This is a genomic window from Streptomyces sp. NPDC008163 (assembly GCF_042956885.1).
Lineage (GTDB): Bacteria > Actinomycetota > Actinomycetes > Streptomycetales > Streptomycetaceae > Streptomyces > Streptomyces drozdowiczii_A.
The window spans coordinates 402,062-426,601 of sequence record NZ_JBIBHG010000002.1 but is presented as its reverse complement, the minus strand read 5'-3'; the positions used below and the strand labels follow the sequence as shown (position 1 = coordinate 426,601).

General features: G+C 71.3%; 18 protein-coding genes. 11 read left to right on the top strand and 7 right to left on the bottom strand.

Going from position 1 to position 24,540, the window contains the following annotated elements:
• Window positions 1-50: 50 nt before the first annotated feature.
• Window positions 51-332: a DUF6343 family protein gene (locus tag ACFZAT_RS06980; protein ID WP_391261191.1), complete on the top strand. Its 282-nt coding sequence runs from the start codon at window positions 51-53 to the stop codon at window positions 330-332.
• A gap of 52 nt (window positions 333-384) precedes the next feature.
• On the opposite strand, the gene ACFZAT_RS06975 is transcribed toward ACFZAT_RS06980, so the two are convergent.
• The 5 genes from ACFZAT_RS06975 to rpsA all read right to left on the bottom strand — a co-directional run bounded on the left by ACFZAT_RS06975 (window position 385) and on the right by rpsA (window position 5,864).
• Window positions 385-747, bottom strand: a complete 363-nt coding sequence (locus ACFZAT_RS06975; protein ID WP_391261189.1) for a tetratricopeptide repeat protein — start codon at window positions 745-747, stop codon at window positions 385-387.
• A gap of 84 nt (window positions 748-831) precedes the next feature.
• On the bottom strand, window positions 832-1,437 hold the full coding sequence (gene coaE, locus ACFZAT_RS06970; protein WP_391261186.1) for a dephospho-CoA kinase: 606 nt from the start codon (window positions 1,435-1,437) through the stop codon (window positions 832-834).
• An 84-nt stretch (window positions 1,438-1,521) separates the two neighbouring features.
• Window positions 1,522-2,460, bottom strand: a complete 939-nt coding sequence (locus ACFZAT_RS06965; RefSeq protein WP_391261182.1) for a PAC2 family protein — start codon at window positions 2,458-2,460, stop codon at window positions 1,522-1,524.
• 85 nt (window positions 2,461-2,545) lie between these two features.
• Complete coding sequence (locus ACFZAT_RS06960; RefSeq protein ID WP_391261711.1) at window positions 2,546-4,069, bottom strand: FAD-dependent oxidoreductase; 1,524 nt, start codon at window positions 4,067-4,069, stop codon at window positions 2,546-2,548.
• A 286-nt stretch (window positions 4,070-4,355) separates the two neighbouring features.
• Window positions 4,356-5,864 (bottom strand): 30S ribosomal protein S1, encoded by a 1,509-nt coding sequence (gene rpsA / locus ACFZAT_RS06955; RefSeq protein WP_391261180.1) that lies wholly within the window; start codon window positions 5,862-5,864, stop codon window positions 4,356-4,358.
• A 408-nt stretch (window positions 5,865-6,272) separates the two neighbouring features.
• Here rpsA and ACFZAT_RS06950 point away from each other — a divergent pair, with 408 nt between their 5' ends.
• Together ACFZAT_RS06950 and hrpB are read left to right on the top strand one after the other, a co-directional pair.
• Window positions 6,273-7,073, top strand: coding sequence for a methyltransferase domain-containing protein (locus ACFZAT_RS06950; protein WP_391261709.1), 801 nt, complete (start codon window positions 6,273-6,275; stop codon window positions 7,071-7,073).
• Window positions 7,074-7,134: 61 nt separating this feature from the next.
• Window positions 7,135-9,636 (top strand): ATP-dependent helicase HrpB, encoded by a 2,502-nt coding sequence (hrpB, locus tag ACFZAT_RS06945; RefSeq protein WP_391261177.1) that lies wholly within the window; start codon window positions 7,135-7,137, stop codon window positions 9,634-9,636.
• 55 nt (window positions 9,637-9,691) lie between these two features.
• Here hrpB and ACFZAT_RS06940 read toward each other — a convergent pair whose 3' ends face one another.
• On the bottom strand, window positions 9,692-11,419 hold the full coding sequence (locus ACFZAT_RS06940; RefSeq protein ID WP_391261174.1) for a lytic murein transglycosylase: 1,728 nt from the start codon (window positions 11,417-11,419) through the stop codon (window positions 9,692-9,694).
• Between the two features lie 223 nt (window positions 11,420-11,642).
• Between ACFZAT_RS06940 and ACFZAT_RS06935 the strand changes: the two genes are divergently transcribed.
• Window positions 11,643-12,533 carry a DUF4184 family protein gene (locus ACFZAT_RS06935; protein ID WP_391261171.1) on the top strand — a complete coding sequence of 297 codons (891 nt, stop codon included), beginning with the start codon at window positions 11,643-11,645 and terminating at the stop codon, window positions 12,531-12,533.
• Here the strand turns inward: ACFZAT_RS06935 and polA are convergent.
• Window positions 12,519-15,230, bottom strand: a complete 2,712-nt coding sequence (polA, locus tag ACFZAT_RS06930; RefSeq protein WP_391261170.1) for a DNA polymerase I — start codon at window positions 15,228-15,230, stop codon at window positions 12,519-12,521. The two genes, ACFZAT_RS06935 and polA, sit on opposite strands and share 15 nt — an antisense overlap.
• A 169-nt stretch (window positions 15,231-15,399) precedes the next feature.
• Between polA and ACFZAT_RS06925 the strand changes: the two genes are divergently transcribed.
• The 7 genes from ACFZAT_RS06925 (at window position 15,400) to ACFZAT_RS06895 (ending at window position 24,487) form a co-directional block, all read left to right on the top strand.
• Window positions 15,400-17,673, top strand: a complete 2,274-nt coding sequence (locus ACFZAT_RS06925) for an FdhF/YdeP family oxidoreductase (protein ID WP_391261168.1) — start codon at window positions 15,400-15,402, stop codon at window positions 17,671-17,673.
• Between the two features lie 66 nt (window positions 17,674-17,739).
• Complete coding sequence (locus tag ACFZAT_RS06920; protein WP_391261166.1) at window positions 17,740-18,210, top strand: hotdog fold thioesterase; 471 nt, start codon at window positions 17,740-17,742, stop codon at window positions 18,208-18,210.
• Window positions 18,211-18,856: 646 nt separating this feature from the next.
• Window positions 18,857-20,074: an ABC transporter substrate-binding protein gene (locus ACFZAT_RS06915; RefSeq protein ID WP_391261706.1), complete on the top strand. Its 1,218-nt coding sequence runs from the start codon at window positions 18,857-18,859 to the stop codon at window positions 20,072-20,074.
• A gap of 100 nt (window positions 20,075-20,174) precedes the next feature.
• Window positions 20,175-21,104, top strand: a complete 930-nt coding sequence (locus ACFZAT_RS06910; protein WP_365686704.1) for a branched-chain amino acid ABC transporter permease — start codon at window positions 20,175-20,177, stop codon at window positions 21,102-21,104.
• A 5-nt stretch (window positions 21,105-21,109) separates the two neighbouring features.
• Window positions 21,110-22,888, top strand: a complete 1,779-nt coding sequence (locus ACFZAT_RS06905; protein WP_391261162.1) for a branched-chain amino acid ABC transporter permease — start codon at window positions 21,110-21,112, stop codon at window positions 22,886-22,888.
• 4 nt (window positions 22,889-22,892) lie between these two features.
• A complete protein-coding gene (locus ACFZAT_RS06900) occupies window positions 22,893-23,774 on the top strand; it encodes an ATP-binding cassette domain-containing protein (RefSeq protein WP_391261159.1) in 882 nt (293 codons plus the stop codon).
• Entirely contained in the window at window positions 23,771-24,487 is a 717-nt protein-coding gene (locus tag ACFZAT_RS06895; protein WP_391261156.1) for an ATP-binding cassette domain-containing protein, read from the top strand. Before ACFZAT_RS06900 ends, ACFZAT_RS06895 begins: the two co-directional genes overlap by 4 nt.
• Window positions 24,488-24,540 lie beyond the last annotated feature (53 nt).

Here is a 24,540-nt window from a genome sequence, read left to right as displayed (position 1 = left end):
CGTGCCGCACCTGGCCGGCCGTGGGTCCATGCTGGTAGGGAGGCGATGCCATGCGTACCGGCAATGAACCGACGACCGCCCGCAGTCCGCTGCGGATGCGGCTCTGGCTGAGCCTGTGGGGGCTGGCCTGGGCCGTCTTCGGGGTGACCGCCTTCGCCGTGAACGGCCGCACCGGCTGGGCGGCGGTCTGCGGAGTGCTGCTCGTGCTGGTCCTGGTGGACCTGTGCGTGGTCGTGCACCGGCTGCGCCAGGGCGCGCACTACCAGCCGGACCGCTCCATTCCCCCGTACGACCCCGACCACGGCCCACGCGGCGGCACGGGCCCGCCGTAGGGCCTTTCCTTTGGATCAGGCCTGGCTCGCGAGCTGATCCAAAGGAAAGGCCCTAGTCCTCGAAGCGGGCGGCGCGCAGATAATCCGGTTTCGGGTCGAGCGCCGCCGCCAGCCGGAAATGGCGGGTGGCGCGCTCGGGGTGACCGGAGCGCTCGAAGGTGCGGGCGAGGGCGAAGTGCGCGAAGGCGTTGTCCGGCTCACGCTCAAGCACCAGCTCGAATTCCAGCTCGGCGGGGCGCAGCTGCGCCGCCGCGAAGAAGGCGCGGGCGCGCAGCAGCCGGGCGGCGGTGTTCTCGGGGTGGGCGGCGATCACCGAGTCGAGCAGCCGCACGGCGCCCCGGGGATCTCGCGCGGCAAGCAGCTGCTCGGCCGCACGGAAGTCGATGACGTCGGTTTCCGGGGTCCTCTCGGGCACGGTGGCATCCTTCCCTGGTCCGTCCCGGGGTGAACACCTGGGCGGCCGCGCGTATTCCGGTGCGCCTCCGGGACCGGCCCCGGCTCAGTCCGTCTCCGCCGCGCGGCGGGTCAGCTCCGCCCAGACCTCGCTGACCCGGGCCGCCAGTTCCTCGACCGGCCCGTCGTTGTCGATGACCAGGTCCGCGATGGCGCGCCGTTGCTCGCGGGTGGCCTGGGCGGCCATCCGGGCACGGGCGTCCTCCTCGGTCATGCCGCGCAGCCGGACGAGCCGGTCGAGCTGGGTCTCCGGGGCGGCGTCGACCACGACGACCAGGTCGTAGAGGGGGGCGAGGCCGTTCTCGGTGAGGAGGGGGACGTCGTGGACGACCACGGAGTCGGGTCCGGCGGCCTTCTCCAGCTCGGCGGAGCGGTCCCGGACCAGGGGGTGGACGATCGCGTTGAGCGCGGCCAGGCGGTCCGGGTCGGCGAAGACGATCGCGCCGAGCGCGGGCCGGTCCAGGGTGCCGTCCGGGGCCAGGATGCCGGGGCCGAACTCCGCGGCCACGGAAGCGAGTCCGGGGGTGCCGGGCTCGACCACCTCGCGGGCGATGCGGTCCGAGTCGATGAGGACGGCACCATGGCCCACGAGCAGCCGGGACACTTCGCTCTTACCGGCTCCGATGCCCCCGGTCAGGCCCACTTTCAGCATGCCCGGCAGCCTAGTGCCCGCTGCCCGTGACCCCCGGCGTCGGGGTCGGGGTCACGGGCAGCGGGCACGGGAGCGGCGCGGCGCTCAGATGTCGCCCTCGCGCTCGGCGAGGAACTTCTCGAATTCGAGGCCGATCTCGTCGGCCGACGGGAGATCCGCCGGTTCGGCGACCAGGTTGCCCCGGGTCTCCGCGCCCGCGACCGCGTCGTACTGGTGCTCAAGGCCCTCGACCAGCGAGACCAGTTCCTCGTCGCCCTGGCCGATCTGGCGGTCGATCTCCGTCTGGGTGCGGTGCGCCTCGGTGCGCAGGGCATGCGCCACGGACGGCAGGACCAGCCCGGTCGCGGCCGTGATCGTCTCCAGGGCGGTGAGCGCCGCGTCCGGGTAGGCGGAGCGGGCGACGTAGTGCGGCACATGGGCGGCGACGCCGAGCACGTCGTGGCCCGCCTCCATCAGCCGGTACTCGACCAGCGCCTCGGCGGAGCCGGGGACCTGCGCCTCCTCGAAGGGGCTGCGGTGGCCGGGCGTGAGGTCGGTGCGGTTGCCGTGCGGGGTGATGCCGACGGGGCGGGTGTGCGGGACGCCCATCGGGATGCCGTGGAAGTTGACCGCGAGGCGGACGCCCAGACGCTCGACGACCTCCTCGACGGCGGCGGCGAACCTCTCCCACTCCACGTCGGGCTCGGGCCCGGACAGCAGCAGGAACGGGGCGCCCGTGGCGTCCTGGACGACGCGGACCTCCAGGGCGGGGGTCTCGTACGCCGCCCAGCGGTCGCGCTTGAACGTCAGCAGCGGACGGCGGGCGCGGTAGTCGACCAGGCGGTCGTGGTCGAAGCGGGCGACGACCTGGTGCGGCAGCGATTCGAGCAGGCCGTCCACGATCTGCTCGCCGGTCTCACCCGCGTCGATGTAGCCCTCGAAGTGGTAGAGCATGACCAGACCGGCCGACTCCTGGGCGAGCGCCATGTCGACCACAGCCAGGCCCTTCGGCTCCCATTCGTACAAACTCTGCGGATCAGGCACGGTTACCGCTCCTCCTTGTGTTCCTGGAGAAGAACGCTCAGGGGGGCATGGTCATTCCCTGTCCACGCCCCCCTTCGTACGGTGTTTACCCAAGAACCCGCGCATGCAGTGCTGTGACGGCCTTGCGGGCGGAGGTGAACGCGCCGTGCTGCCAGGCGTCGGCGTAGCTCAGATAGTCCCCCGCGAAGTACACCCGGCCGGCGGGCCGGTTGAGCGGTGCGAAGACGGGGGCGTCCGGACCGCCGGCCAGGGAGTGCCAGGACGCCTCCAGGTACGGGGTCTGGCGCCAGTGGTGGGAGAACGACGTGGCGAGTTCTGTCCGGTACTTCTCGCCGTGGATCTTCACGCCCTGCGCGACCGCGCGGGCCTCCCGCTCGCGTGGGGAGAGCGCCGCGTACGCGTCCGCGTTGGCGCCGGTGTTGTAGTAGCCGATGATCGTCCCGCGGCGGCCCTGGTGGCCGTAGGACGGGTACCAGATGTGCGCGAGGTCCATGTCGGTCTCGGTGATGCCGCCGTAGATCTGGTGGTCGCTCTCCCACCAGCGGCTGCGGTATTCGAGGCCGATCTTCCCGGCCGAGGAGGGCTTGCACGCCTCCAGGGCGGTCTGGACGGCCGGGCCCAGGTTGTGGGAGGTCTTGGCCAGGATGTTGGGCGGCAGGGCGGCGACGCAGTAGTCCGCGTCGATGCGGTGGGTCCGGCCGGACCGGGTGTAGGTGACGGTGACGCCGTGGGCGGTGTCGGTGATGTCCGTGACGGCGGCTCCGGTCCGGATCCGCCGTTCGCCGACGGCCCGGGTGAGGGCGGCGGGTATCCGGTCCATTCCGCCGACCGGCTGGAACATCAGCATGGCCTGGTCGTACTCGAACTCGAAGGCGAAGTAGCGCCCGATCCCGCTGGCGAAGACCTCGGAGGCGGAGGGGACGGGGCCGAGCAGTTCACCCGGGGTGCCGGCGGCGGCCGGGTCGACGCGGTAGCCCCGGCGGGGGCTGCCGGTGTAGTCGAGGGTGTCGCCGATGTCCCCGAAGTCCTTGAGGAATTCGAGCAGCCGCTCCTGGTCGTCGGCCGTGATCTGCCGGTCGAGCGCACCCTTGTCGGTGGCCTTGGAGAGCAGCTCAGCGACATAGCCGTACACATCGGCCTTGGCGGTGCGGTAGCGCACCGGCGCCTTCATGCCCGCCTTCTCGTTGAAGATATAGGCGTTGGCGTTGACGTTGGTGAAGACCTCGATGGGTACGCCGAGTTCGCGGCAGTAGTCGAGGGTGACCATCCACTGCGGTATCCGGCCGGGCCCGGCGTTCATGTACTGCCCGTCGGAGAAGCGGGCGGTCTGCGTGACGCCGTGGATGTCGGTGGTGGAGTCGCCGCCGCGCACGGTGAAGTTGCGGCCGCCGGTACGGCCCCGGGCCTCCAGGACCGTGCAGTCGTAGCCCGCCTTGCCCAGTTCGTAGGCGGTGGCGAGGCCGGCGATGCCGCCGCCCACGACGACCACCTTGGCGGCGGCCCTGCCCTTGAGGTGGAAGTCGCCCGCGCTGGGCGCACGGTAGGCGGGTTCGCGTCCTGCGGCCTGTGCGGTGGGCGCGAGTCCGAGCGCCCCCATGGTGGCGAACATGGCCCCGGCACCGCCGGTGACTCCGACGTTGCGCAGGAAGGCGCGGCGGCTCGTGCCCGGTGCAGCGGGCGGTTGGTGCGAAGCGTGCGTCATGTCCCGGCTCCCCTTCTGATCTTGAGGTTGCCGGGATCCTGGCAAGGGCGTGTTACATGCCGTCAGCTATTCGTGTATCCCACATGTTTCTCTGTGTTCACGTGCCGAAACACGTGAGGCCCGCTCCCCGAAGGGAGCGGGCCTCACGGTCACTTACCTACCGCAGCCGATGACCGGCCGGAGGGACAGAGCTTCAGCTCTGGCCGCCCGCCAGCTTCTCGCGGAGCGCGGCCAGGGCCTCGTCCGACGCCAGGGCGCCGGAGTTGTCCGAGGACTCCGAGGAGTAGGAGCCGCCGCTGCCGCCCGAGGCGGCCGGGGTGTTGCCGGCGGGGGCGGCAGCGCCCTCGGCGGCAGCGGCCTCGTCGGCCTCGCGGGACTTGATGACCTGAGCCTGGTGCTGCTCGAAGCGCTGCTGCGCCTCGGCGTACTGGGTCTCCCAGACCTCGCGCTGAGCCTCGAAGCCCTCGAGCCAGTCGTTGGTCTCGGGGTCGAAGCCCTCGGGGTAGATGTAGTTGCCCTGGTCGTCGTAGGACGCGGCCATGCCGTACAGGGTCGGGTCGAACTCGACCGAGGCCGGGTCGCCGCCGAACGCCTCGTTGGCCTGCTTCAGCGAGAGGCTGATGCGACGGCGCTCGAGGTCGATGTCGATGACCTTGACGAAGATCTCGTCGTTGACCTGGACGACCTGCTCCGGGATCTCCACGTGGCGCTCGGCCAGCTCGGAGATGTGGACCAGGCCCTCGATGCCCTCGTCCACGCGGACGAACGCACCGAACGGAACGAGCTTGGTGACCTTACCGGGGACGACCTGCCCGATCTGGTGCGTACGGGCGAACTGCTGCCACGGGTCTTCCTGCGTCGCCTTGAGCGACAGCGAGACGCGCTCGCGGTCCATGTCGACGTCGAGGACCTCGACGGTGACCTCCTGGCCGACCTCGACAACCTCGGAGGGGTGGTCGATGTGCTTCCAGGACAGCTCGGAGACGTGCACCAGACCGTCGACGCCACCCAGGTCCACGAAGGCACCGAAGTTGACGATCGAGGAGACGACGCCGGAGCGGACCTGACCCTTCTGGAGGGTCGTGAGGAACGTCTGGCGGACCTCGGACTGGGTCTGCTCGAGCCAGGCACGGCGGGACAGGACCACGTTGTTGCGGTTCTTGTCCAGCTCGATGATCTTGGCCTCGAGCTCCTTGCCCACGTACGGCTGGAGGTCGCGGACGCGACGCATCTCGACGAGCGACGCCGGCAGGAAGCCACGGAGGCCGATGTCGAGGATGAGACCACCCTTGACGACCTCGATGACGGTACCGGTGACGATGCCGTCCTCTTCCTTGATCTTCTCGATGGTGCCCCAGGCACGCTCGTACTGAGCGCGCTTCTTCGAGAGGATCAGGCGGCCTTCCTTGTCCTCCTTCTGGAGAACCAGGGCCTCGATCTCGTCACCGACCTTGACGACCTCGTTGGGGTCGACGTCGTGCTTGATCGAGAGCTCGCGGCTCGGGATGACACCTTCGGTCTTGTAACCGATGTCGAGGAGAACCTCGTCCCGGTCAACCTTGACGATGACACCGTCAACGATGTCGCCGTCGTTGAAGTACTTGATCGTCTCGTCGATCGCCGCGAGGAACGCGTCCGCGTCGCCGATGTCGTTGACCGCAACCTGCGGAGTGGTGGCGGTGGTCTCGGTGCTGCTCGTCATGTGGGAAAGGGCTCCGGTACGGACAGTGAGTCGTAGGTACTGCTACGCCGAAAGCCCGTATCGCCTCTGCCTAAGCCGGACAGCCCGGGAAGCGCCAATTCCGTGACCGGAAGGCGCCTCGTGAACCGAGGGGACTAGCAACAGATGCGAGCGCGGCCTGCTAGGTCTGAGGAGCGCAGGCTCGCAGCGCAACTTGTAGCATACGGGGGCAGCAGGGCACGGTCAATGCGCGAAGGCGGACACCAGGGACCGAAGGCCCCATATCCGGCACAACTCGGGTTCACCGAGGCCAGATCGTGTCCGGCAACGTCCGGACACACCGGTGCAGCGCTGCGCAGGCCCCCCTGGTACGTACCTCGTACGACGGGGTGAAGGCAAACTACAACGACGGACACGATGAGCCAAGAGATGTACGCCGCCGAACCCGAGGCGACCCGCCGAAGCGCCGGGACCGCCGAGAGCAGCCGGGCCAGCCGGGGCTGGTGGGACCGCAACGCCGACGAGTACCAGAGCGACCACGGCGCCTTCCTCGGCGACGACCGCTTCGTCTGGGGCCCCGAGGGCCTGGACGAGGAGACGGCCGGGCTGCTGGGCCCCGCCGCCGCGCTGAAGGGGCTCGACGTGCTGGAGATCGGCGCCGGCGCGGCGCAGTGCTCCCGCTGGCTGGCCGCGCAGGGCGCCCGCCCGGTCGCCCTGGACCTCTCGCACCGCCAGCTCCAGCACGCCCTGCGCATCGGCGAGGACGTCCCGCTGGTCGAGGCGGACGCCGGGCGGCTGCCGTTCCGCACCGCCTCCTTCGACCTGGCCTGCTCCGCCTACGGCGCGGTGCCCTTCGTCGCCGACCCGGTCCAGGTCTTCCGCGAGGTCCGCCGGGTGCTGCGCCCCGGCGGCCGCTGGGTCTTCTCGGTGACGCACCCGGTCCGCTGGGCCTTCCCGGACGAGCCGGGCCCCGAGGGCCTGTCGGTGGCCGCCTCCTACTTCGACCGCACCCCTTACGTGGAGCAGGACGAGCACGGCGACGCGGTCTACGTCGAGCACCACCGCACGCTGGGCGACCGGGTCCGGGACGTGGTCGCGGGCGGCTTCCGGCTGGTGGACCTGGTCGAGCCGGAGTGGCCCGCCTGGAACGACCAGGAGTGGGGCGGCTGGTCCCCGCTGCGCGGCAACCTGATCCCGGGGACCGCGATCTTCGTCTGCGTACGGGACTAGGGGGTGTCCGGCGGATCAGGCCGGTTCGGGGAGCGGGCGGCTCACGTACGAGACTGGGGGCGTGATCCGCACCGACGCCCTCGACCGGCTGCCCGTCCGCACCGCCGTCCCCGCGCTCCGGCAGGCGCTGGACGGCCACGGGACCGCGGTGCTCTGCGCACCGCCCGGCACCGGCAAGACCACCCTCGTCCCGCTCGCCCTGGCCGGGCTGACCGGCGGGGGCCCGGTGCGCCGGGTCGTCGTCGCCGAGCCGCGCCGGATCGCCGCCCGCGCGGCGGCCCGGCGGATGGCGTGGCTGCTGGGCGAGCGGACCGGGCAGCGCGTCGGGTTCACCGTGCGCGGCGAGCGCGTGGTGGGCCCGGAGACCGTGGTGGAGGTCGTCACCACCGGCGTGCTGCTCCAGCGGTTGCAGCGCGACCAGGAGCTGGCCGGGGTGGACGCGGTGATCATCGACGAGTGCCACGAGCGCCATCTCGACGCGGACACGGTGGCCGCGTTCCTGCTGGACGTGCGCGCCGCGCTCCGCCCGGACCTGCGCCTGGTGGCGGCGTCCGCGACGACGGACGCGGAGGGCTGGGCGCGGCTGCTCGGGGACGCCCCGGTGGTCGAGGCGCAGGGGGTTTCGCATCCGGTGGAGGTGGTGTGGGCCCCGCCGTCGCTGCCGGTGCGGCCGCCGCACGGGATGAGAGTCGACCCGGCGCTGCTGGGCCATGTCGCCTCCGTGGTACGGCGGGCGCTCGCCGAGCGGGACGGCGACGTGCTGTGCTTCCTGCCCGGCGTCGGCGAGATCGGCCGGGTGGCCGGGCAGCTCGCGGGCGTGGCGGCCGAGGTGCTCCAGGTGCACGGGCGGGCCCCGGCGGCCGTGCAGGACGCGGTGCTGGCCGGGTCATCGGGTGGGCGCCGGGTGGTCCTGGCGACCTCGGTGGCCGAGTCCTCGCTGACGGTCCCCGGGGTGCGGACGGTCGTCGACTCGGGACTCGCCCGGGAGCCGCGCACCGATCACGCCCGGGGGCTGAGCGCGCTGACGACCGTACGGGCCTCGCAGGCGTCGGGCCGGCAACGCGCGGGGCGGGCCGGGCGCGAGGCGCCGGGCACGGTGTACCGCTGCTGGGACCGGGCCGAGGACGGCCGGCTCGCCCGGTTCCCGGCCCCGGAGATCAGGGTGGCCGACCTGACGGCGTTCGCCCTCCAGACGGCCTGCTGGGGCGATCCGGACGCCTCCGGGCTGGCGCTGCTGGACGCACCGCCGGAGGGGGCGATGGCCGCCGCGCGCGAGGTCCTTGCAGCGGTCGGCGCGGTGGGCCCGGACGGCCGGGTCACCGAGCGGGGTGTGCGGATGTCCCGCCTCGGGCTGCACCCCCGGCTGGCCCGGGCGCTGCTGGACGGGGCGGCCGAGGTGGGCGGGCGCCGGGCCGCCGAGGTGGTGGCGCTGCTGAGCGAGGAACCGCCCCGCTCGTACGGGGACGATCTGGCGGCCGCGCTGCGCACCGCGCGCCGGGGCCAGGACGCCTACGCGGGCCGCTGGCGCCAGGAGGTGCGGCGCCTGTCGTCCGCGCTGAAGGGCGACGGCGGCGGGCGGCCGGTCGCGGAGGACGTGGCCGTCGGTCTGGTGGCGGCCCTGGCGTTCCCGGAGCGGGTGGCGCGGGCGCGGGGCGGCGGGACGTTCCTGATGGCGTCGGGCACCGGCGCGGAGCCGGGCGAGGGCTCCGGGCTGCGCGGGGCGCCCTGGCTGGCCGTCGCCGTCGCGGACCGGCCCGCGCACGCGGCGTCCGCCCGGGTGCGCCTGGCGGCCGTCATCGACGAGGACACCGCGCTCCTGGCGGCGGCGCCGCTGCGGTTCGCGGGCGAGGAGGTCCGGTGGGACGGCCGGGACGTGGTGGCCCGCCGGGTGGAGCGGCTGGGGGCGGTCGAGCTGGCCGCGCGCCCGCTGAAGCAGCCCGGTCCGGGGCTGGTCCGCGACGCCCTGGTGGAGGGGCTGCGGCGGGAGGGTCCGGGGCTGCTGCGGTGGAGCCGGGACGCGGGGCAGCTGCGGGAGCGGCTGGCCTTCCTGCACCGGGTGCTGGGTGAGCCGTGGCCGGACGTGTCGGACGGGGCGCTGCTCGCGGACCCCGGGGCCTGGCTGGAGCCCGAGCTGTCCCGGGCGCGGCGGCGCTCCGAGCTGGCCGCGATCGACGCGGGGCAGGCGCTGCGGAGGCTGCTGCCGTGGGCGACGGGTGAGGCGGTCCGCCTGGACGAGCTGGCGCCGGAGCGGATCGAGGTGCCGAGCGGTTCGCGGATCCGGGTGGAGTACGGCGGGGACCAGCCGGTGCTCGCGGTGAAGCTCCAGGAGCTGTTCGGCCTCCAAAAGACCCCGGAGGTGGCGGGCGTGCCGGTGCTGGTGCACCTGCTCTCCCCCGCCGGGCGGCCCGCGGCGGTGACGGCGGACCTGGCGTCGTTCTGGCGCGACGGCTACAAGGCGGTCCGGGCGGAGTTGCGCGGCCGCTACCCGAAGCACCCGTGGCCGGAGGACCCGACGACGGTGGAGGCGACCCGCTTCACGAAGGCGCGGCTGAAGCGGGAGTAAGACAGGGACAGCCCCTCGGCCGGTGAGCGGCGGAGGGACTGTCCGGCGGATCGCGTCAGGAGCCGGTGTGGACCGGGGGCGCCACGACGGTCAACTCGATGTCGAGCGCGGCGTCGCCGACAACGATGCGCAGCGTGTACGTACCGGCCGGGCCGTCGGCGTAGAACGTCGGCACCTTGTAGACGCCGTTGGCCTCCGTGTACTGCTCGTCGAGGCTGCGGGTGATGTCGCCCGCGCCATTCGTCCAGAACGGGCCCTGGCCGGGCGCGTCCGGGTCGCGGCCGTCGGTGACTACGGAGGGGTAGGTGAGGACCTCGCCCACGGGCTTGCCCTTGTAGGTGGCGGCGACCGTAATGCCCTCGAAAGCCTCACCTGCGACGGCGGTCAGCTTCGGGTTCCCTGTCAGCACCAGGGCGTCGGGCAGGTGGCTGGTGACCGTGCCGGAAAAGGAGACGGAGAGCGTCGAAACGCCGCGGGCATTGGCATTCACCTGGAACGCGCCGGTCTTCTCGCCCGCGCGCACGGCAGGGGCGGTCGCGATGCCGTCGGCTCCGGTCGGGACGACGACGGTCCTGAGGCCGCCTTCGAACGTGACACCGGAGTTACCGGTGATGCTGAAGGTCACGGCTTCCTTGGCCACCGGGCCGCCGCGGACGCTGCGCGTCCGCACCGCTGCGTGCCCTTCGAAGGTCTCACCGGCGACGGCGGTGGACCCGATGGAGGACACCTTCTCCATCGAGGACGCGACGTACGCCGGGCTGGGCTCGGGCTTCGGGGTGTGCGAGGGCGCCGGCGGCTTGGCGGTGCCGGCGGGCTTCGAGGGCTCGGGGGACGGCTCGGCCGGCTTCGTGGGCTCGGGGGACTCGCTGGGCCTCGGCGTTCCGGACGGCGAGGGCGACGGGGACGGGGTGCTCGACGGGCCGCCGACCGGCCGGCTGGGGCCCGGATTCCGGCTCGTTGGGCCGGTCGGGAGGACGCCGGTGCCGTCGGGGACCTCGTGCGTGCCGCGGTTGTAGTACGTGAACCAGGAGCGGACCGTACGCAGGTACACGTCGGAGTGGTTGTAGCTCAGGACCGCCCGGTCCAGGTCGGTGGCGGTCGACAGGTCGCGGTCGCCGGCGCAGAGGTAGCGTCCGGCGGCGAGCGCGGCGTCGTAGACGTTGTTGGGGTCCTTGCGGCCGTCACCGTTGCCGTCCTGGCCCCAGGTCGCCCAGGTGGACGGGATGAACTGCATCGGGCCGACGGCCCGGTCGTGCGTCCGGTCCCCGTCGTAGGCGCCGTTGTCGGTGTCCTTGATCAGGGCGAAGCCGTTGCCGTCGAGGGCGGGGCCGAGGATCGGGGAGAGCGTGGTGCCCTGCGCGTCGACCCGGCCGCCGCGGGCCTGGCCGGACTCGACCTTGCCGATCGCGGCGAGCAGTTGCCACGGCAGCCGGCAGGCCGCGTCCGTGCCCGCGATGGTCCCCTGCGCCTTCTTGTACGCCGCGAGGACGGAGGCGGGTATACCGGACTCGGCGGGGCCGGTCACCGGCAGGTTGGCCGAACCGCCGGGCTTGTCCGGGGTGTTCAGCGGCGGCAGGTCCGTGTAGTACGGCGAGTCGCCGGAGACACCGCCGTTGCCGCCCTGTTCGGTGGGTGTCGCCGCACCGGCGGAGGAGTGGTCACTGTCCGCCGCGACCAGCGGGGACCCCGGGGCCTGCGAGGCGGAAAGCGCCGCCACGGCGACGGCAGCCACGGCGGTGGTGGCCGCTCCTCTGTACAGTCGGCGACCGAATTGCGCTGCCATGAAGTGTGGGCCCTCCCCCTCGTCACCGTCGGCGCTCCCCTGCGCCTGGACTCAGGCGACCCTACGGCAAGTCCTCCGGCCCGCACACAGCGGGCGGGCCGGTTCTTACCGCTTTCTCACCTTCCTGAACACAAGTTGTCCACGTGCGGACATTCCCGTGACGGACCTTCCTGCCCCTCGGGCCACCCCGTCGCTGCCCCTCCGGGTCACGCATACTGCCCGCATGCCCTTCACGCTCAGCCATGCCGCCGCCGTGCTGCCGGGGATCCGGCGCGACGGTACGGGCCGCGGTCCGCTGCTCGCCTCGGCCCTGGTCGCCGGGTCGTTCGCCCCCGACCTGACGTACTTCGCGGACTCGGTGATTCCGGGTGCCATGGAGTTCGGCGAGGTGACCCACGCGGTGTGGGGTGTGGTCACCGCGGACGTCCTGATCACCGCGGTGGCGCTCGGCCTGTGGCTATTGCTGCGCGACCCGCTGGTGGCGCTGCTGCCGCAGCGGTGGCGGGGGCGGGTGCACGCCTGGCTGCGGGGCGGCGGGGCGGCGACGGGCCCCGGACGGCGCGGACTTGGTGCCCGGGACGCCGGGTGGTTCGCGGTGTCGGCGGTCATCGGGTCCGCCACCCATGTCGTGTGGGACGCCTTCACCCATCACGACCGGTGGGGCGTACGGCTGGTGCCGGGGCTCGACGGCAGCGTGGCCGGATACCCCGTCTTCACGCTCGTCCAGTACGGCACATCGGCCCCGGCCCTGCTGCTGCTCGCCTGGTTCACGGCGTCGGGGCTGCGGCGGACCGGGGACCGGCCGGTGCCCGCGTCCGTGCCGGTCCTGACCGCGCGGGTCCGGGGCTGGGCGCTCGCCTCGGTCGGGCTGTGCGCCGTGCTGGGCACCGCCCATCGGTGCGCCCGCTGGTACGCGTACTACGGGCACGTCGACACGCCGCTGGACATCATCCCGACGGCCTGCTTCGGCGCGGGCGCGGGGCTCGCGGCCGGGCTCCTGCTGTACGCGGCGGCGGTGCGGCTCGCCCCCGTACGCCGGGGCCCGGCTCCTCGGACCGGCCGGGGCCCGTCCGCGGAGCCGGGCCCCGGCCGGAAACGGTCAGTGGGCCGCTGACTCCCAGTCGCCGCCGACGCCGACCGACACGTCCAGCGGGGCGCGCAGCCGCACCGCCGTGGACATCTCGTGGCGCAGGATGCGCTCGACCTGCTCCCGCTCGCCCGCGGCGATCTCCAGCACGATTTCGTCGTGCACCTGGAGCAGCATCCGGGACGTGAGCTCCGCCTCGGTCAGTGCCCGGTCGACGTGGAGCATGGCGACCTTGACGATGTCGGCGGCGGTGCCCTGGATCGGGGCGTTGAGCGCCATCCGCTCGGCGGTCTCGCGGCGCTGGCGGTTGTCGCTGTTGAGGTCGGGGAGGTAGCGGCGGCGGCCGAAGACCGTCTCCGTGTACCCGGTCGCCCGGGCCTCCTCCACAACGCGGTGCAGATAGTCCCGGACTCCGCCGAACCGCTCGAAGTAGGTGTCCATCAGGACGCGCGCCTCGCCCGCCTCGATGTTCAGCTGCTGGGAGAGCCCGAAGGCGGAGAGCCCGTACGCCAGGCCGTAGCTCATGGCCTTGATCTTGCGCCGCATCTCCGGGTCGACCGCGGACTTCTCGACGCCGAAGACCTGCGAGGCGACCGTGGTGTGCAGGTCCTCGCCGGAGGTGAAGGCCTCGATCAGGCCCGCGTCCTCGGAGAGATGGGCCATCACGCGCAGTTCGATCTGGCTGTAGTCGGCCGTCATCAGCGTCTCGAAGCCCTCGCCGACGACAAAGCCGCGGCGGATCGCCCGGCCCTCGTCCGTGCGGACGGGGATGTTCTGCAGATTCGGGTCGGTGGAGGAGAGGCGGCCGGTCGCGGCCACCGTCTGGTTGAACGTGGTGTGGATGCGGCCGTCCGCCGCGATCGTCTTCACCAGGCCCTCGACCGTGACCCGCAGCTTCGCCTGCTCGCGGTGGCGGAGCATGAGGACCGGCAGCTCGTGCTCGGTCTGGGCGGCCAGCCAGGCCAGCGCGTCCGCGTCCGTCGTGTAACCGGTCTTGGTCTTCTTGGTCTTCGGCAGGCCCAGCTCGCCGAACAGCACCTCCTGGAGCTGCTTGGGCGAACCGAGGTTGAACTCCCGGCCCACCGACGCGTGCGCCTCCTTCACCGCCTGCTGGACGGCACCGGCGAACTGCTGCTCCATGCCTTCCAGATGGGCCCGGTCCGCCGCGATGCCGTGCCGCTCCAGGCGGGCGAGCAGGATCGACGTCGGGAGCTCCATGTCGTGCAGCAGCTCGGCCGCGCCGACCTCCTTCAGCCGCTCCGTGAACGCGTCACCGAGGTCCAGGACCGCGCGGGCCTGTGCCATCAGGGCGTCGGCCTCCGCCCGGTCGTCGGCGCCGAACGCCAGCTGACCGTCGGCCGCCGCGGCCGGGGCCAGCTCGCGGCCCAGGTACTCCACGGCCAGCGCGTCCAGCGCGAAGGAGCGGCGGCCGGGCTTCACCAGATACGCGGCGAGGGCGGTGTCCATCGTGACGCCGTCGAGGTGCCAGCCGTGCTCCGGGAAGACCCGCATCGCGCTCTTCGCGTTGTGCATGACCTTGGGCCGGGCCGGGTCCGCGACCCAGGCGGCGAACGCCTGCTCGTCGGCCTCGTCCAGCTGCGCCGGGTCCAGCCAGGCGGCGGAGCCGTCGGCGGCGGCGAGGGCGATCTCGGTGACCGTGCCGGCGCCGAGCGACCAGGTGTCGACCGTCGTGACGCCGAGCGGCTGCGCGCCGTGCTCCGCCAGCCAGGGGCCGACCTCGCCGGTGGCGAGCACGGTCCCGTCCAGCTCGATCCCCGCGGCGGGGGCGGGCGGCTCGGCCTCCGCCGCGCCCGGGTCCACGGCGAGGAGCCGCTCGCGCAGGCTCGGGTTGCGGATCTCCAGTATGTCGAGGATGCCGGTGACCGCCGTGCGGTCGTAGGGAGCGCGCTCCAGCCCCTCCGGGGTCTTCGGCAGCTCCACGTCCCGGACCATCTCGGTCAGCACGCGGTTCATCTTCACCGCGTCCAGGTGGTCGCGGAGATTCTGCCCGGCGACGCCCTTGACCTCGTCGGCCCGGGCGATCAGCTCGTCGAACGAGCCGAACTGGTTGATCCACTTCGCGGCGGTCTTCTCGCCGACCTTGGGGATGCTCGGAAGGTTGTCCGACGGGTCACCGCGCAGCGCCGCGAAGTCCGGATACTGCCGGGGGGTGAGGCCGTACTTCTCCACGACCTTCTCCGGGGTGAACCGGGTCAGCTCGGAGACGCCCTTGGTGGGGTAGAGCACGGTCACGTTGTCCGTGATCAGCTGGAAGGAGTCGCGGTCGCCGGTGACGATCAGGACCTCGAAGCCGGCCGCCTCGGCCTGCGTGGCCAGCGTCGCGATGACGTCGTCCGCCTCGAAGCCGTCGACCGCGAACCGGTCCGCGTGCATCGCGTCCAGCAGCTCGCCGATCAGCTCGACCTGGCCCTTGAACTCGTCGGGGGTCTTCGAACGGTTCGCCTTGTACTCCGGGAACTCCTTCGCACGCCACGTCTTGCGGGACACGTCGAACGCCACCGCGAAGTGCGTCGGCGCCTCGTCACGCAACGTGTTCGCGAGCATCGACATGAAGCCGTACACCGCGTTCGTCGGCTGGCCCGCCGCCGTCGTGAAATTCTCCGCGGGCAGCGCAAAGAACGCCCGGTACGCCAGGGAGTGCCCGTCCATGAGGAGCAGGCGCGGTCGGTTGTCTGCCGTCTTCTTCGATGCCGTCTCAGCCACACCCCGATCCTGCCACGGCCCACTGACAATCCGGACCGGCCACCGCCCGCGGCGCCTCACCGGGCACCCGGCCCGGACCGCGTGCCAGGATCGGAGGGAGAAGGAAACACACACGGCGGACCCGCGGGACTCCTCCCGGGGGCCCGCAGCCGGCTCGAAGGGGAGCACCATGGCCAGCAAGCCGCCCGCAGGAGACCCCGTCCAGGACGCCCCCCGGGTCGGACCGGCCCAGCACTCCGCCGCCGGGCTGCCCGCCGTCGCCCAGAGCCTGCGCGTCGCCCAGCAGCAGATGGGCCTGCGCCGCACCGCGCAGACCCTCCTCAAGGTCAACCAGAAGGACGGCTTCGACTGCCCCGGCTGCGCCTGGCCCGAGGGCGACAAACGGCACACCGCCGAGTTCTGCGAGAACGGCGTCAAGGCCGTCGCCGAGGAGGCCACGCTGCGCCGGGTCACCCCGGACTTCTTCGCCGCGCACCCCGTCTCCGACCTCGCCGGACGCAGCGGCTACTGGCTCGGCCAGCAGGGCCGCATCACCCAGCCCGTCTACCTGCCCGAGGGCGCCGACCGCTACGAGGCCATCACCTGGGAGCGGGCCTTCGCCATCATGGCCGAGGAACTGGGCGCCCTCGCCTCCCCCGACGAGGCGGTCTTCTATACCTCCGGGCGCACCAGCAACGAGGCCGCGTTCCTCCTTCAGCTCTTCGCCCGCGAGTTCGGCACCAACAACCTGCCGGACTGCTCCAACATGTGCCACGAGTCCTCGGGCTCCGCGCTCACCGAGACGATCGGCGTCGGCAAGGGCTCGGTGTCCCTGGAGGACCTGCACCACGCCGACCTGATCATCATCGCCGGGCAGAACCCCGGCACCAACCACCCCCGGATGCTCTCCGCCCTGGAGCAGGCCAAGGCCGCCGGCGCGAAGATCATCTCGGTGAACCCGCTGCCCGAGGCCGGTCTCGAACGCTTCAAGAACCCGCAGACCCCGCAGGGCCTGCTCAAGGGCACCCCCCTCAACGACCTCTTCCTCCAGATCCGGATCGGCGGCGACCAGGCCCTCTTCCGCCTCCTCAACAAGCTGATCCTGGAGACCGAGGGCGCCGTCGACCAGACATTCGTCGCCGAACACACCCATGGCTACGAGGAGTTCGCCGCCGCCGCGGCCGAGGCGGACTGGGACACGACGCTCGCCGCGACCGGGCTCGACCGCGCCGCCGTCGAAGAGGCCCTGGCGATGGTCCTGGCCTCGGAGCGCACCGTCGTCTGCTGGGCCATGGGACTCACCCAGCACAAGCACTCCGTGCCGACCATCCGCGAGGTCGTCAACTTCCTCCTGCTGCGCGGCAACATCGGCCGCCCCGGCGCCGGCGTCTGCCCCGTGCGCGGCCACTCCAACGTCCAGGGCGACCGCACCATGGGCATCTTCGAACGGCCCGCACCCGCCTTCCTCGACGCCCTCGACAAGGAGTTCGGGATCACCTCACCGCGCCACCACGGCTACGACGTGGTCCGCGCGATCCGCGCCCTGCGCGACGGCGAGGCCAAGGTCTTCTTCGCCATGGGCGGCAACTTCGTCGCCGCCACCCCCGACACCGACGTCACCGAGGCCGCCATGCGCAACGCGCGCCTCACCGTCCACGTCTCCACCAAGCTCAACCGCTCCCACGCCGTCACCGGCGCCCGCGCACTGATCCTGCCCACCCTCGGCCGTACCGACAAGGACGTCCAGGCGGGCGGCAAGCAGTTCGTCACCGTCGAGGACTCCATGAGCAAGGTGCACGCCTCGCGCGGCAACCTCACCCCCGCCGGCCCGCACCTGCTCTCCGAACCCGCCATCGTCGCCCGCCTCGCCCGCGCCGTGCTCGGACCCGGATCCGCCACGCCCTGGGAGGAGTTCGAGAAGGACTACGCGACCATCCGGGACCGCATCTCCCGGGTCGTGCCCGGCTTCGAGAACTTCAACGCGCGCATCGCCCACCCCGGCGGCTTCACCCTCCCGCACGGCCCGCGCGACTCCCGCCGCTTCCCCACCGCCACCGGCAAGGCCAACTTCACCGCCGCGCCCGTCGAGTTCCCCGAACTGCCCGAGGGCCGGCTGCTGCTCCAGACCCTGCGCTCCCACGACCAGTACAACACCACGATCTACGGCCTGGACGACCGCTACCGGGGCATCAAGGGCGGCCGCCGCGTCGTCCTCGTACACCCGCAGGACGCGGAAGCCCTCGGGCTCGCCGACGGGTCCTACACCGACCTCGTCAGCGAGTGGAAGGACGGCGTGGAGCGCCGCGCCCCCGGCTTCCGCGTCGTCCACTACCCGACCGCCCGGGGCTGCGCCGCCGCGTACTACCCGGAGACCAATGTGCTGGTCCCCCTCGACTCCACCGCCGACACCAGCAACACCCCCGCCTCCAAGTCCGTCGTGGTCCGCTTCGAGCCGGCGGGCTAAGCGCTCGCTCAGGCGTCTGATAGAACGACGTCGGACGAGCACCACACAGCGACGAAAGGCGGACCCATGGGCGAGCAGACCACACCCACGTTCCCCCAGGAGATCATCGACGAGTACGCCGCGCTCGGCGTCGACCTGCCCGCCCTCTTCTCCGCCGGTCACCTCGGCGAGCGCATGGGCGTCCGCATCCTCGAAGCCTCCGCCGAGCGCGTCGTCGGCACCATGCCGGTCGAGGGCAACACCCAGCCGTACGGACTCCTGCACGGCGGCGCCTCCGCCGTCCTCGCCGAGACCCTGGGCTCCGTCGGATCGATGCTGCACGGCGGCCCGTCCAAGTTCGCCGTGGGCGTCGACCTGAACTGCACCCATCACCGAGGGGTACGCAGCGGCCTCGTCACCGGCACCGCAACCCCCGTGCACCGGGGCCGCACCACCGCCACGTACGAGATCGCCATCACCGACGAACAGGGCAAGCGGGTCTGCACCGCGCGCCTCACCTGCCTGCTGCGCGAAGCGCCCGCACCCGAAGCCGCCTGACCCCGCACCACCGCACCACCCCCCTGCCCGGCCGTCACCCAAAACGGCCGGGCAGCGGCATATCCGGGCACAACCACCCTTCCGATCAGGGAAATTGACCAGCACGCGGCATCAATCCCCTTGACCCGGACCGCCGTTCCATGGCCCACTCGTCTGCCGCACCTCACCCACCCCACCACCACACCCCGTCGCCGCACCCTCGCCGCCGTAACGCAGCGTAATCATCGTCCGAGGCGGAGCGCCCCGCCGCGACGCGATCAGCCCGGCCCCGCAGCCACCGGGCCCTCCGGCATGCCCCCACACCCCCACACCGGGCCCCCGCCAGGCGACAGCAGCAAGATCACCTCAAGCCCCTTAGCAGAGCTGCACGTTCTCACATTGCGGTCACTTCACGGTCCGGTAAAAAGCTGGACATGTCCACCCAGCCACCTCAAGCCTTGCTCAAGGGCATAACAAGACAGTCACATCCTTGGCCGGTACCACTCCCGACCCCCACCGCTGCCCTTAGAGTCACGGCCAGTCACCGCGCCGCCGGGCGCGTCTGCAAGCACGGCCCTGTACCAACCCAGTACGGCCCGGCGAACGACACGGCACCTCAAGCGAGGAGGCCGCGCCAGGGAAAGGACCTTTCGTGCGACACCGTTCTTTGCTCATCCTCACCACAGTGCTCACCACCGGTGCACTGACGCTCACCGCCTGCGGGTCGCGCGACGACGACAACAAGAGCGACGGCAACAGCAGCAGCGGCAACACGACCGTCGTCATCGGCGTCGACGCGCCGCTCACCGGTGACCTCTCCGCCCTCGGCCTCGGCATCAAGAACTCCGCCGACCTCGCCGCCAAGACGGCGAACAAGGAGAAGACGGTCCCCGGCATCACCTTCGAGGTGCAGCCGCTCGACGACCAGGCCCAGCCCTCCGTCGGCCAGCAGAACGCCACCAAGTTCATCGACAACAAGAAGGTCGTCGGTGTCGTCGGCCCGCTGAACTCCGGCGTCTCCCAGTCGATGCAGAAGCCGCTCAACGACGCCGGCCTCACCCAGGTCTCCCCCGCCAACACCGGCACCGAGCTGACCCAGGGCGACAACTGGAAGACCGGCGACAAGAAGCGCCCCTTCAAGACCTACTTCCGCACCGCCACCACGGACCAGATCCAGGGCGCCTTCGCCGCGAAGTACCTGTACAACAACGCGAAGATCAAGCAGGTCTACCTCATCGACGACCAGAAGCCCTACGGCGCCGGTCTCGCGGCCTCCTTCAAGGCCACCTTCACCGACCTCGGCGGCAAGATCGTCGGCGCCGACCACGTGAACCCCGACGACCGCGACTTCAACGCCGTCGTCACCAAGGTCAAGAAGTCCGGCGCCAAGGCCGTCTACTACGGCGGCGAGTACCCCGCCGGCGCGCCCCTGAGCCAGCAGCTCAAGGACAGCGTCCAGATCCCGCTCATGGGCGGCGACGGCATGTACAGCGCCGACTTCATCAAGCTCAACAAGAAGGCCCAGGGCGACATCGCGACCTCCGTCGGCAAGCCCGTCGAGGAGCTCGACTCCGCCAAGAAGTTCATCGCGGACTACAAGACCGCCGGCTACAAGGACGCCTACGAGGCCTACGGGGGCGGCACCTACGACGCCACCTGGGCCATCATCGAGGCCGTCAAGCTCGCCGTCTCCGGGAACGACGGCAAGCTCCCCGACGACGCCCGCGCCAAGGTGCTCGACGCCATGAGCAAGGTCAAGTTCGACGGCGTGACCGGCCCGGTCTCCTTCGACGAGTTCGGCGACACCACCAACACCATGATGACCGCCTACCAGGTCGACGGTGGCAAGTGGGTCTCCAAGCTCAGCGAGGCGTACAAGCCGTAACCGCTCCCGGGCACGCCCCGACCTGACCCCAGACCGCGCGGGAGCGCTACGAGCACTCCCGCGCGGTGCCATATCCGAACCACTCCACGGAGGCCCTGCGGTGCACGAACTGCCGCAACAGCTGGCCAATGGACTCATCCTCGGCGCGATGTACGGACTCATCGCGATCGGCTACACGATGGTCTACGGAATCATCCAGCTCATCAACTTCGCCCACGGCGAGATCTTCATGATCGGAGGCTTCGGAGCTCTCACCGTGTACCTCTGGATGCCGGCCGGCTCCAACCTCCTCGCTATCGTCCCCCTCATGATCATCGGCGGCGTCATATGCTCCGTCGCCATCAGCGTCGCCGCCGAACGCTTCGCGTACCGGCCCCTGCGCAACGCCCCCCGGCTCGCCCCGCTGATCACCGCGATCGGGCTCTCCCTCGCCCTCCAGCAGGCCATCTGGAAGTGGTACCCGGACGCCACCAAGGACCACCCCTTCCCGCAGTTCAAGGGCGACGCCTTCGAACTCTTCGGCGCCCACGTCCAGCGCGGTGACCTCTTCGTCCTCATCTCCGCCCCCGTCTGCATGATCGCCCTCGGGCTCTTCGTCTCCAAGACCCGCGCCGGCCGCGGCATGCAGGCCACCTCGCAGGACCCCGACACCGCCAAGCTCATGGGCATCAACACCGACCGCATCATCGTCATGGCCTTCGCCATCGGTGCCGCGTTCGCCGCCGTCGCCGCCGTCGCCTACGGGCTCAAGAACGGCCAGATCGGCTTCCGCATGGGCTTCCTCATGGGCCTCAAGGCGTTCACCGCCGCCGTCCTCGGCGGCATCGGCAACATCTACGGCGCCATGCTCGGCGGCGTCGTCCTCGGCGTCGCCGAATCCCTCGCCACCGGCTACATGAGCGACGTGCCCGGCATGGACCTCTTCGGCGGCGGCGCCTGGAAGGACGTGTGGGCCTTCGTCCTCCTCATCGTCGTCCTGCTGCTGCGGCCCCAGGGCCTGCTCGGCGAACGCGTCGCGGACAGGGCGTGATACGGATGACCACCGCACTGCTCCCGCTCCCCGCGCCCATCGCCCGCATCGCCACCCTCACCGGCGCCGCGGCCGCCCTCGCCGGCACGCTCCTCCCCTGGACCTGGACCTCCGAATTCCCCGGCGACCTCACCGTCACCGGCTACCCCGGCGGCCTCCAGGTCCTCACCCTCACCGGCGCGGTCCTCACCCTGCTCTTCGCCCTCACCGGCTACGGCATCCCCGGACTGCGCTGGCTCACCCCCGCCGGCACCAACAGCCCCGTCCGCCTCCTGGCCCTCGCCACCTTCGGCACCACCGGCTACGCCATGGGCGCCATCTCCTACGAGCTCGGCGGCGTCGTCAACCTCGAACCGGGAGCCTGGGTCAGCGGCATCGGCGCACTCGTCGCCCTCATCGCCTCCCTCGCCCTCCCCCACGACGTCCCCCTCTCCGAGGACGGCCCCGCGCCGAACGCCTGGCAGCGCTTCCGCAACAGCCTCGCCGCCCCCTCCGCACCCCGCGCCAAGGCCCTCCCGGCCTGGGCCGAGATCATCATCATCGCGGTCTCCTTCGGCCTCGCGCTCTACGTCTTCACCTACGGGATCGACATCCCCACCGAGGACTCCGAACAGTTCATCGGCTTCCTCATCACCGCGGGCTTCGCCTTCACCGCGCTCACCCGCGCCGGACTCATCGCCCGGCTCACCGCACTGACCGCCAAGCACCGCAACGTCACCCTCACGGCCGCCCTGGTCGCCGCGCTCTGCTTCCCCTTCACCCAGGACACCGCGGAATACGCCCTCATCGGCGTCAACATCCTCATCTTCGCCACCGTCGCCCTGGGCCTCAACGTCGTCGTCGGCCTCGCCGGCCTCCTCGACCTCGGCTACGTCGCCTTCCTCGGCGTCGGCGCCTACACCGCCGCCCTCGTCTCGGGCGCACCCCTCTCCGCGATCGGCGTCAAGTTCCCCTTCTGGGCCGCCGTCCTCACCGGAGCCGTCGTCTCGATGATCTTCGGCGTCCTCATCGGCGCCCCGACCCTGCGGCTGCGCGGCGACTACCTCGCCATCGTGACGCTCGGCTTCGGCGAGATCTTCCGCGTCACCGTGAACAACCTCAACGGCAACAGCGGCCCCGACCTCACCAACGGCTCCCAGGGCATCCCCAGCATCCCCGACCTCAACCTCTTCGGGATCGACTTCGCCCTGAGCCACGACGTCGGACCCTTCACCCTCAGCAGGCCGGCCAACTACTACCTGCTGATGCTCGTCGTCACCGCCATCGTCGTCCTGGTCTTCCGCCGCTCCGGGGAATCCCGCATCGGCCGCGCCTGGGTCGCCATCCGCGAGGACGAGACCGCCGCCACCGCCATGGGCATCAACGCCTTCCGGCTCAAGCTGCTCGCCTTCGCCCTCGGCGCCACGCTGGCCGGCCTCGCCGGCACCGTACAGGCACACGTCAACTACACCGTGACGCCCGAGCAGTACCAGTTCGCCGGCTCCGTGCCGCCGAACTCCGCGTTCCTCCTCGCCGCCGTCATCCTCGGCGGCATGGGAACCCTCAGCGGACCCTTTGTCGGCGCCGCGCTGCTCTACCTCATCCCGGCCAAGCTCCAGTTCATGCAGGACTACCAGCTGTTCCTCTTCGGGATCGCGCTCGTCCTCCTGATGCGCTTCCGGCCCGAGGGCCTGATCGCCGACCGCAGGAAGCAGCTCGAATTCCACGAGAACGACCAGCTCGACGTGCCCACACCCCGGAAGTCCGACGAGACGGACGCCGGCATCGCCAAGGCGGGGGCGTAACACCATGACCACCACCACCAAGACCGCCACCGGGACGACCGTCCTGGACGCCAGCGGGGTCACCATGCGCTTCGGCGGCCTCACCGCCGTCCGCGACGTCGACCTCCAGGTCAACAGCGGCGAGATCGTCGGCCTCATCGGCCCCAACGGCGCCGGCAAGACCACCTTCTTCAACTGCCTCACCGGCCTGTACGTCCCCACCGAGGGCAAGGTCAGCTACAAGGGCACCGTCCTGCCGCCCAAGCCCCACCTCGTCACCAAGGCAGGCATCGCCCGCACCTTCCAGAACATCCGGCTCTTCGCCAACATGACCGTCCTGGAGAACGTCCTCGTCGGACGCCACACCCGGACCAAGGAAGGGCTCTGGTCGGCGCTGCTGCACCTCCCCGGCTACCACGCCGCGGAGACCGCCAGCCGCGCACGCGCCATGGAACTCCTGGAGTTCATCGGCCTCCAGGACAAGGCCGACCACCTCGCGCGCAACCTCCCCTACGGAGACCAGCGCAAGCTGGAGATCGCCCGCGCGCTCGCCAGCGACCCCGGACTCCTCCTCCTGGACGAGCCCACCGCCGGCATGAACCCGCAGGAGACCCGCGTCACCGAAGAGCTCATCTTCGCGATCCGGGACCAGGGCATCGCCGTCCTCGTCATCGAGCACGACATGCGCTTCATCTTCAACCTCTGCGACCGGGTCGCCTGCCTCGTCCAGGGCGAGAAGCTGGTCGAGGGCACCGCGTCCGAGGTCCAGAGCGACGAACGCGTCATCGCCGCCTACCTCGGCACCCCCTTCGAAGGCGCCCCCGGCGCGGACGAGGTCGCCGAGGTCGAGAAGGCGGAGGCCGCCGCCACCACGACCACGGAAACAGAAGAGGAGGACAACCGATGACCGCACTGCTGGAGGTCGAGGACCTCCGCGTCGCCTACGGCAAGATCGAAGCCGTCAAGGGCATCTCGTTCACCGTCGAGGCCGGCCAGGTGGTCACCCTCATCGGCACCAACGGCGCCGGCAAGACCACCACCCTGCGCACCCTCTCCGGGCTGCTCAAACCGCTGAGCGGCCGCGTCCTCTTCGAGGGCAAACCGCTCACCAACATCCCCGCGCACAAGATCGTCTCCCTGGGCCTCGCCCACTCCCCCGAGGGCCGGCACATCTTCCCCCGGCTGACGATCACGGAGAACCTGCTGCTCGGTGCGTATCTCCGCAACGACAAGGCGGGCATCGAGAAGGACGTCCAGCGCGCCTACGACCTCTTCCCCATCCTCGGGGAACGCCGGAAGCAGGCCGCCGGAACGCTCTCCGGCGGCGAGCAGCAGATGCTCGCCATGGGCAGGGCGATGATGTCCCAGCCCAAGCTGCTCATGCTCGACGAGCCCTCCATGGGCCTCTCGCCGATCATGATGCAGAAGATCATGGAGACCATCGTCGAACTCCGCGCCTCCGGCACGACGATCCTCCTGGTCGAGCAGAACGCCCAGGCCGCGCTCTCCCTGGCCGACCAGGGCCACGTCATGGAGATCGGCAAGATCGTCCTCTCCGGCACCGGAGCGGACCTCCTCCACGACGAGTCCGTCCGCAAGGCGTACCTGGGCGAGGACTGAGCCCTTACGCGCACGAGAAAGGCCCGCGCCTCCGTGGCGCGGGCCTTTCCTGT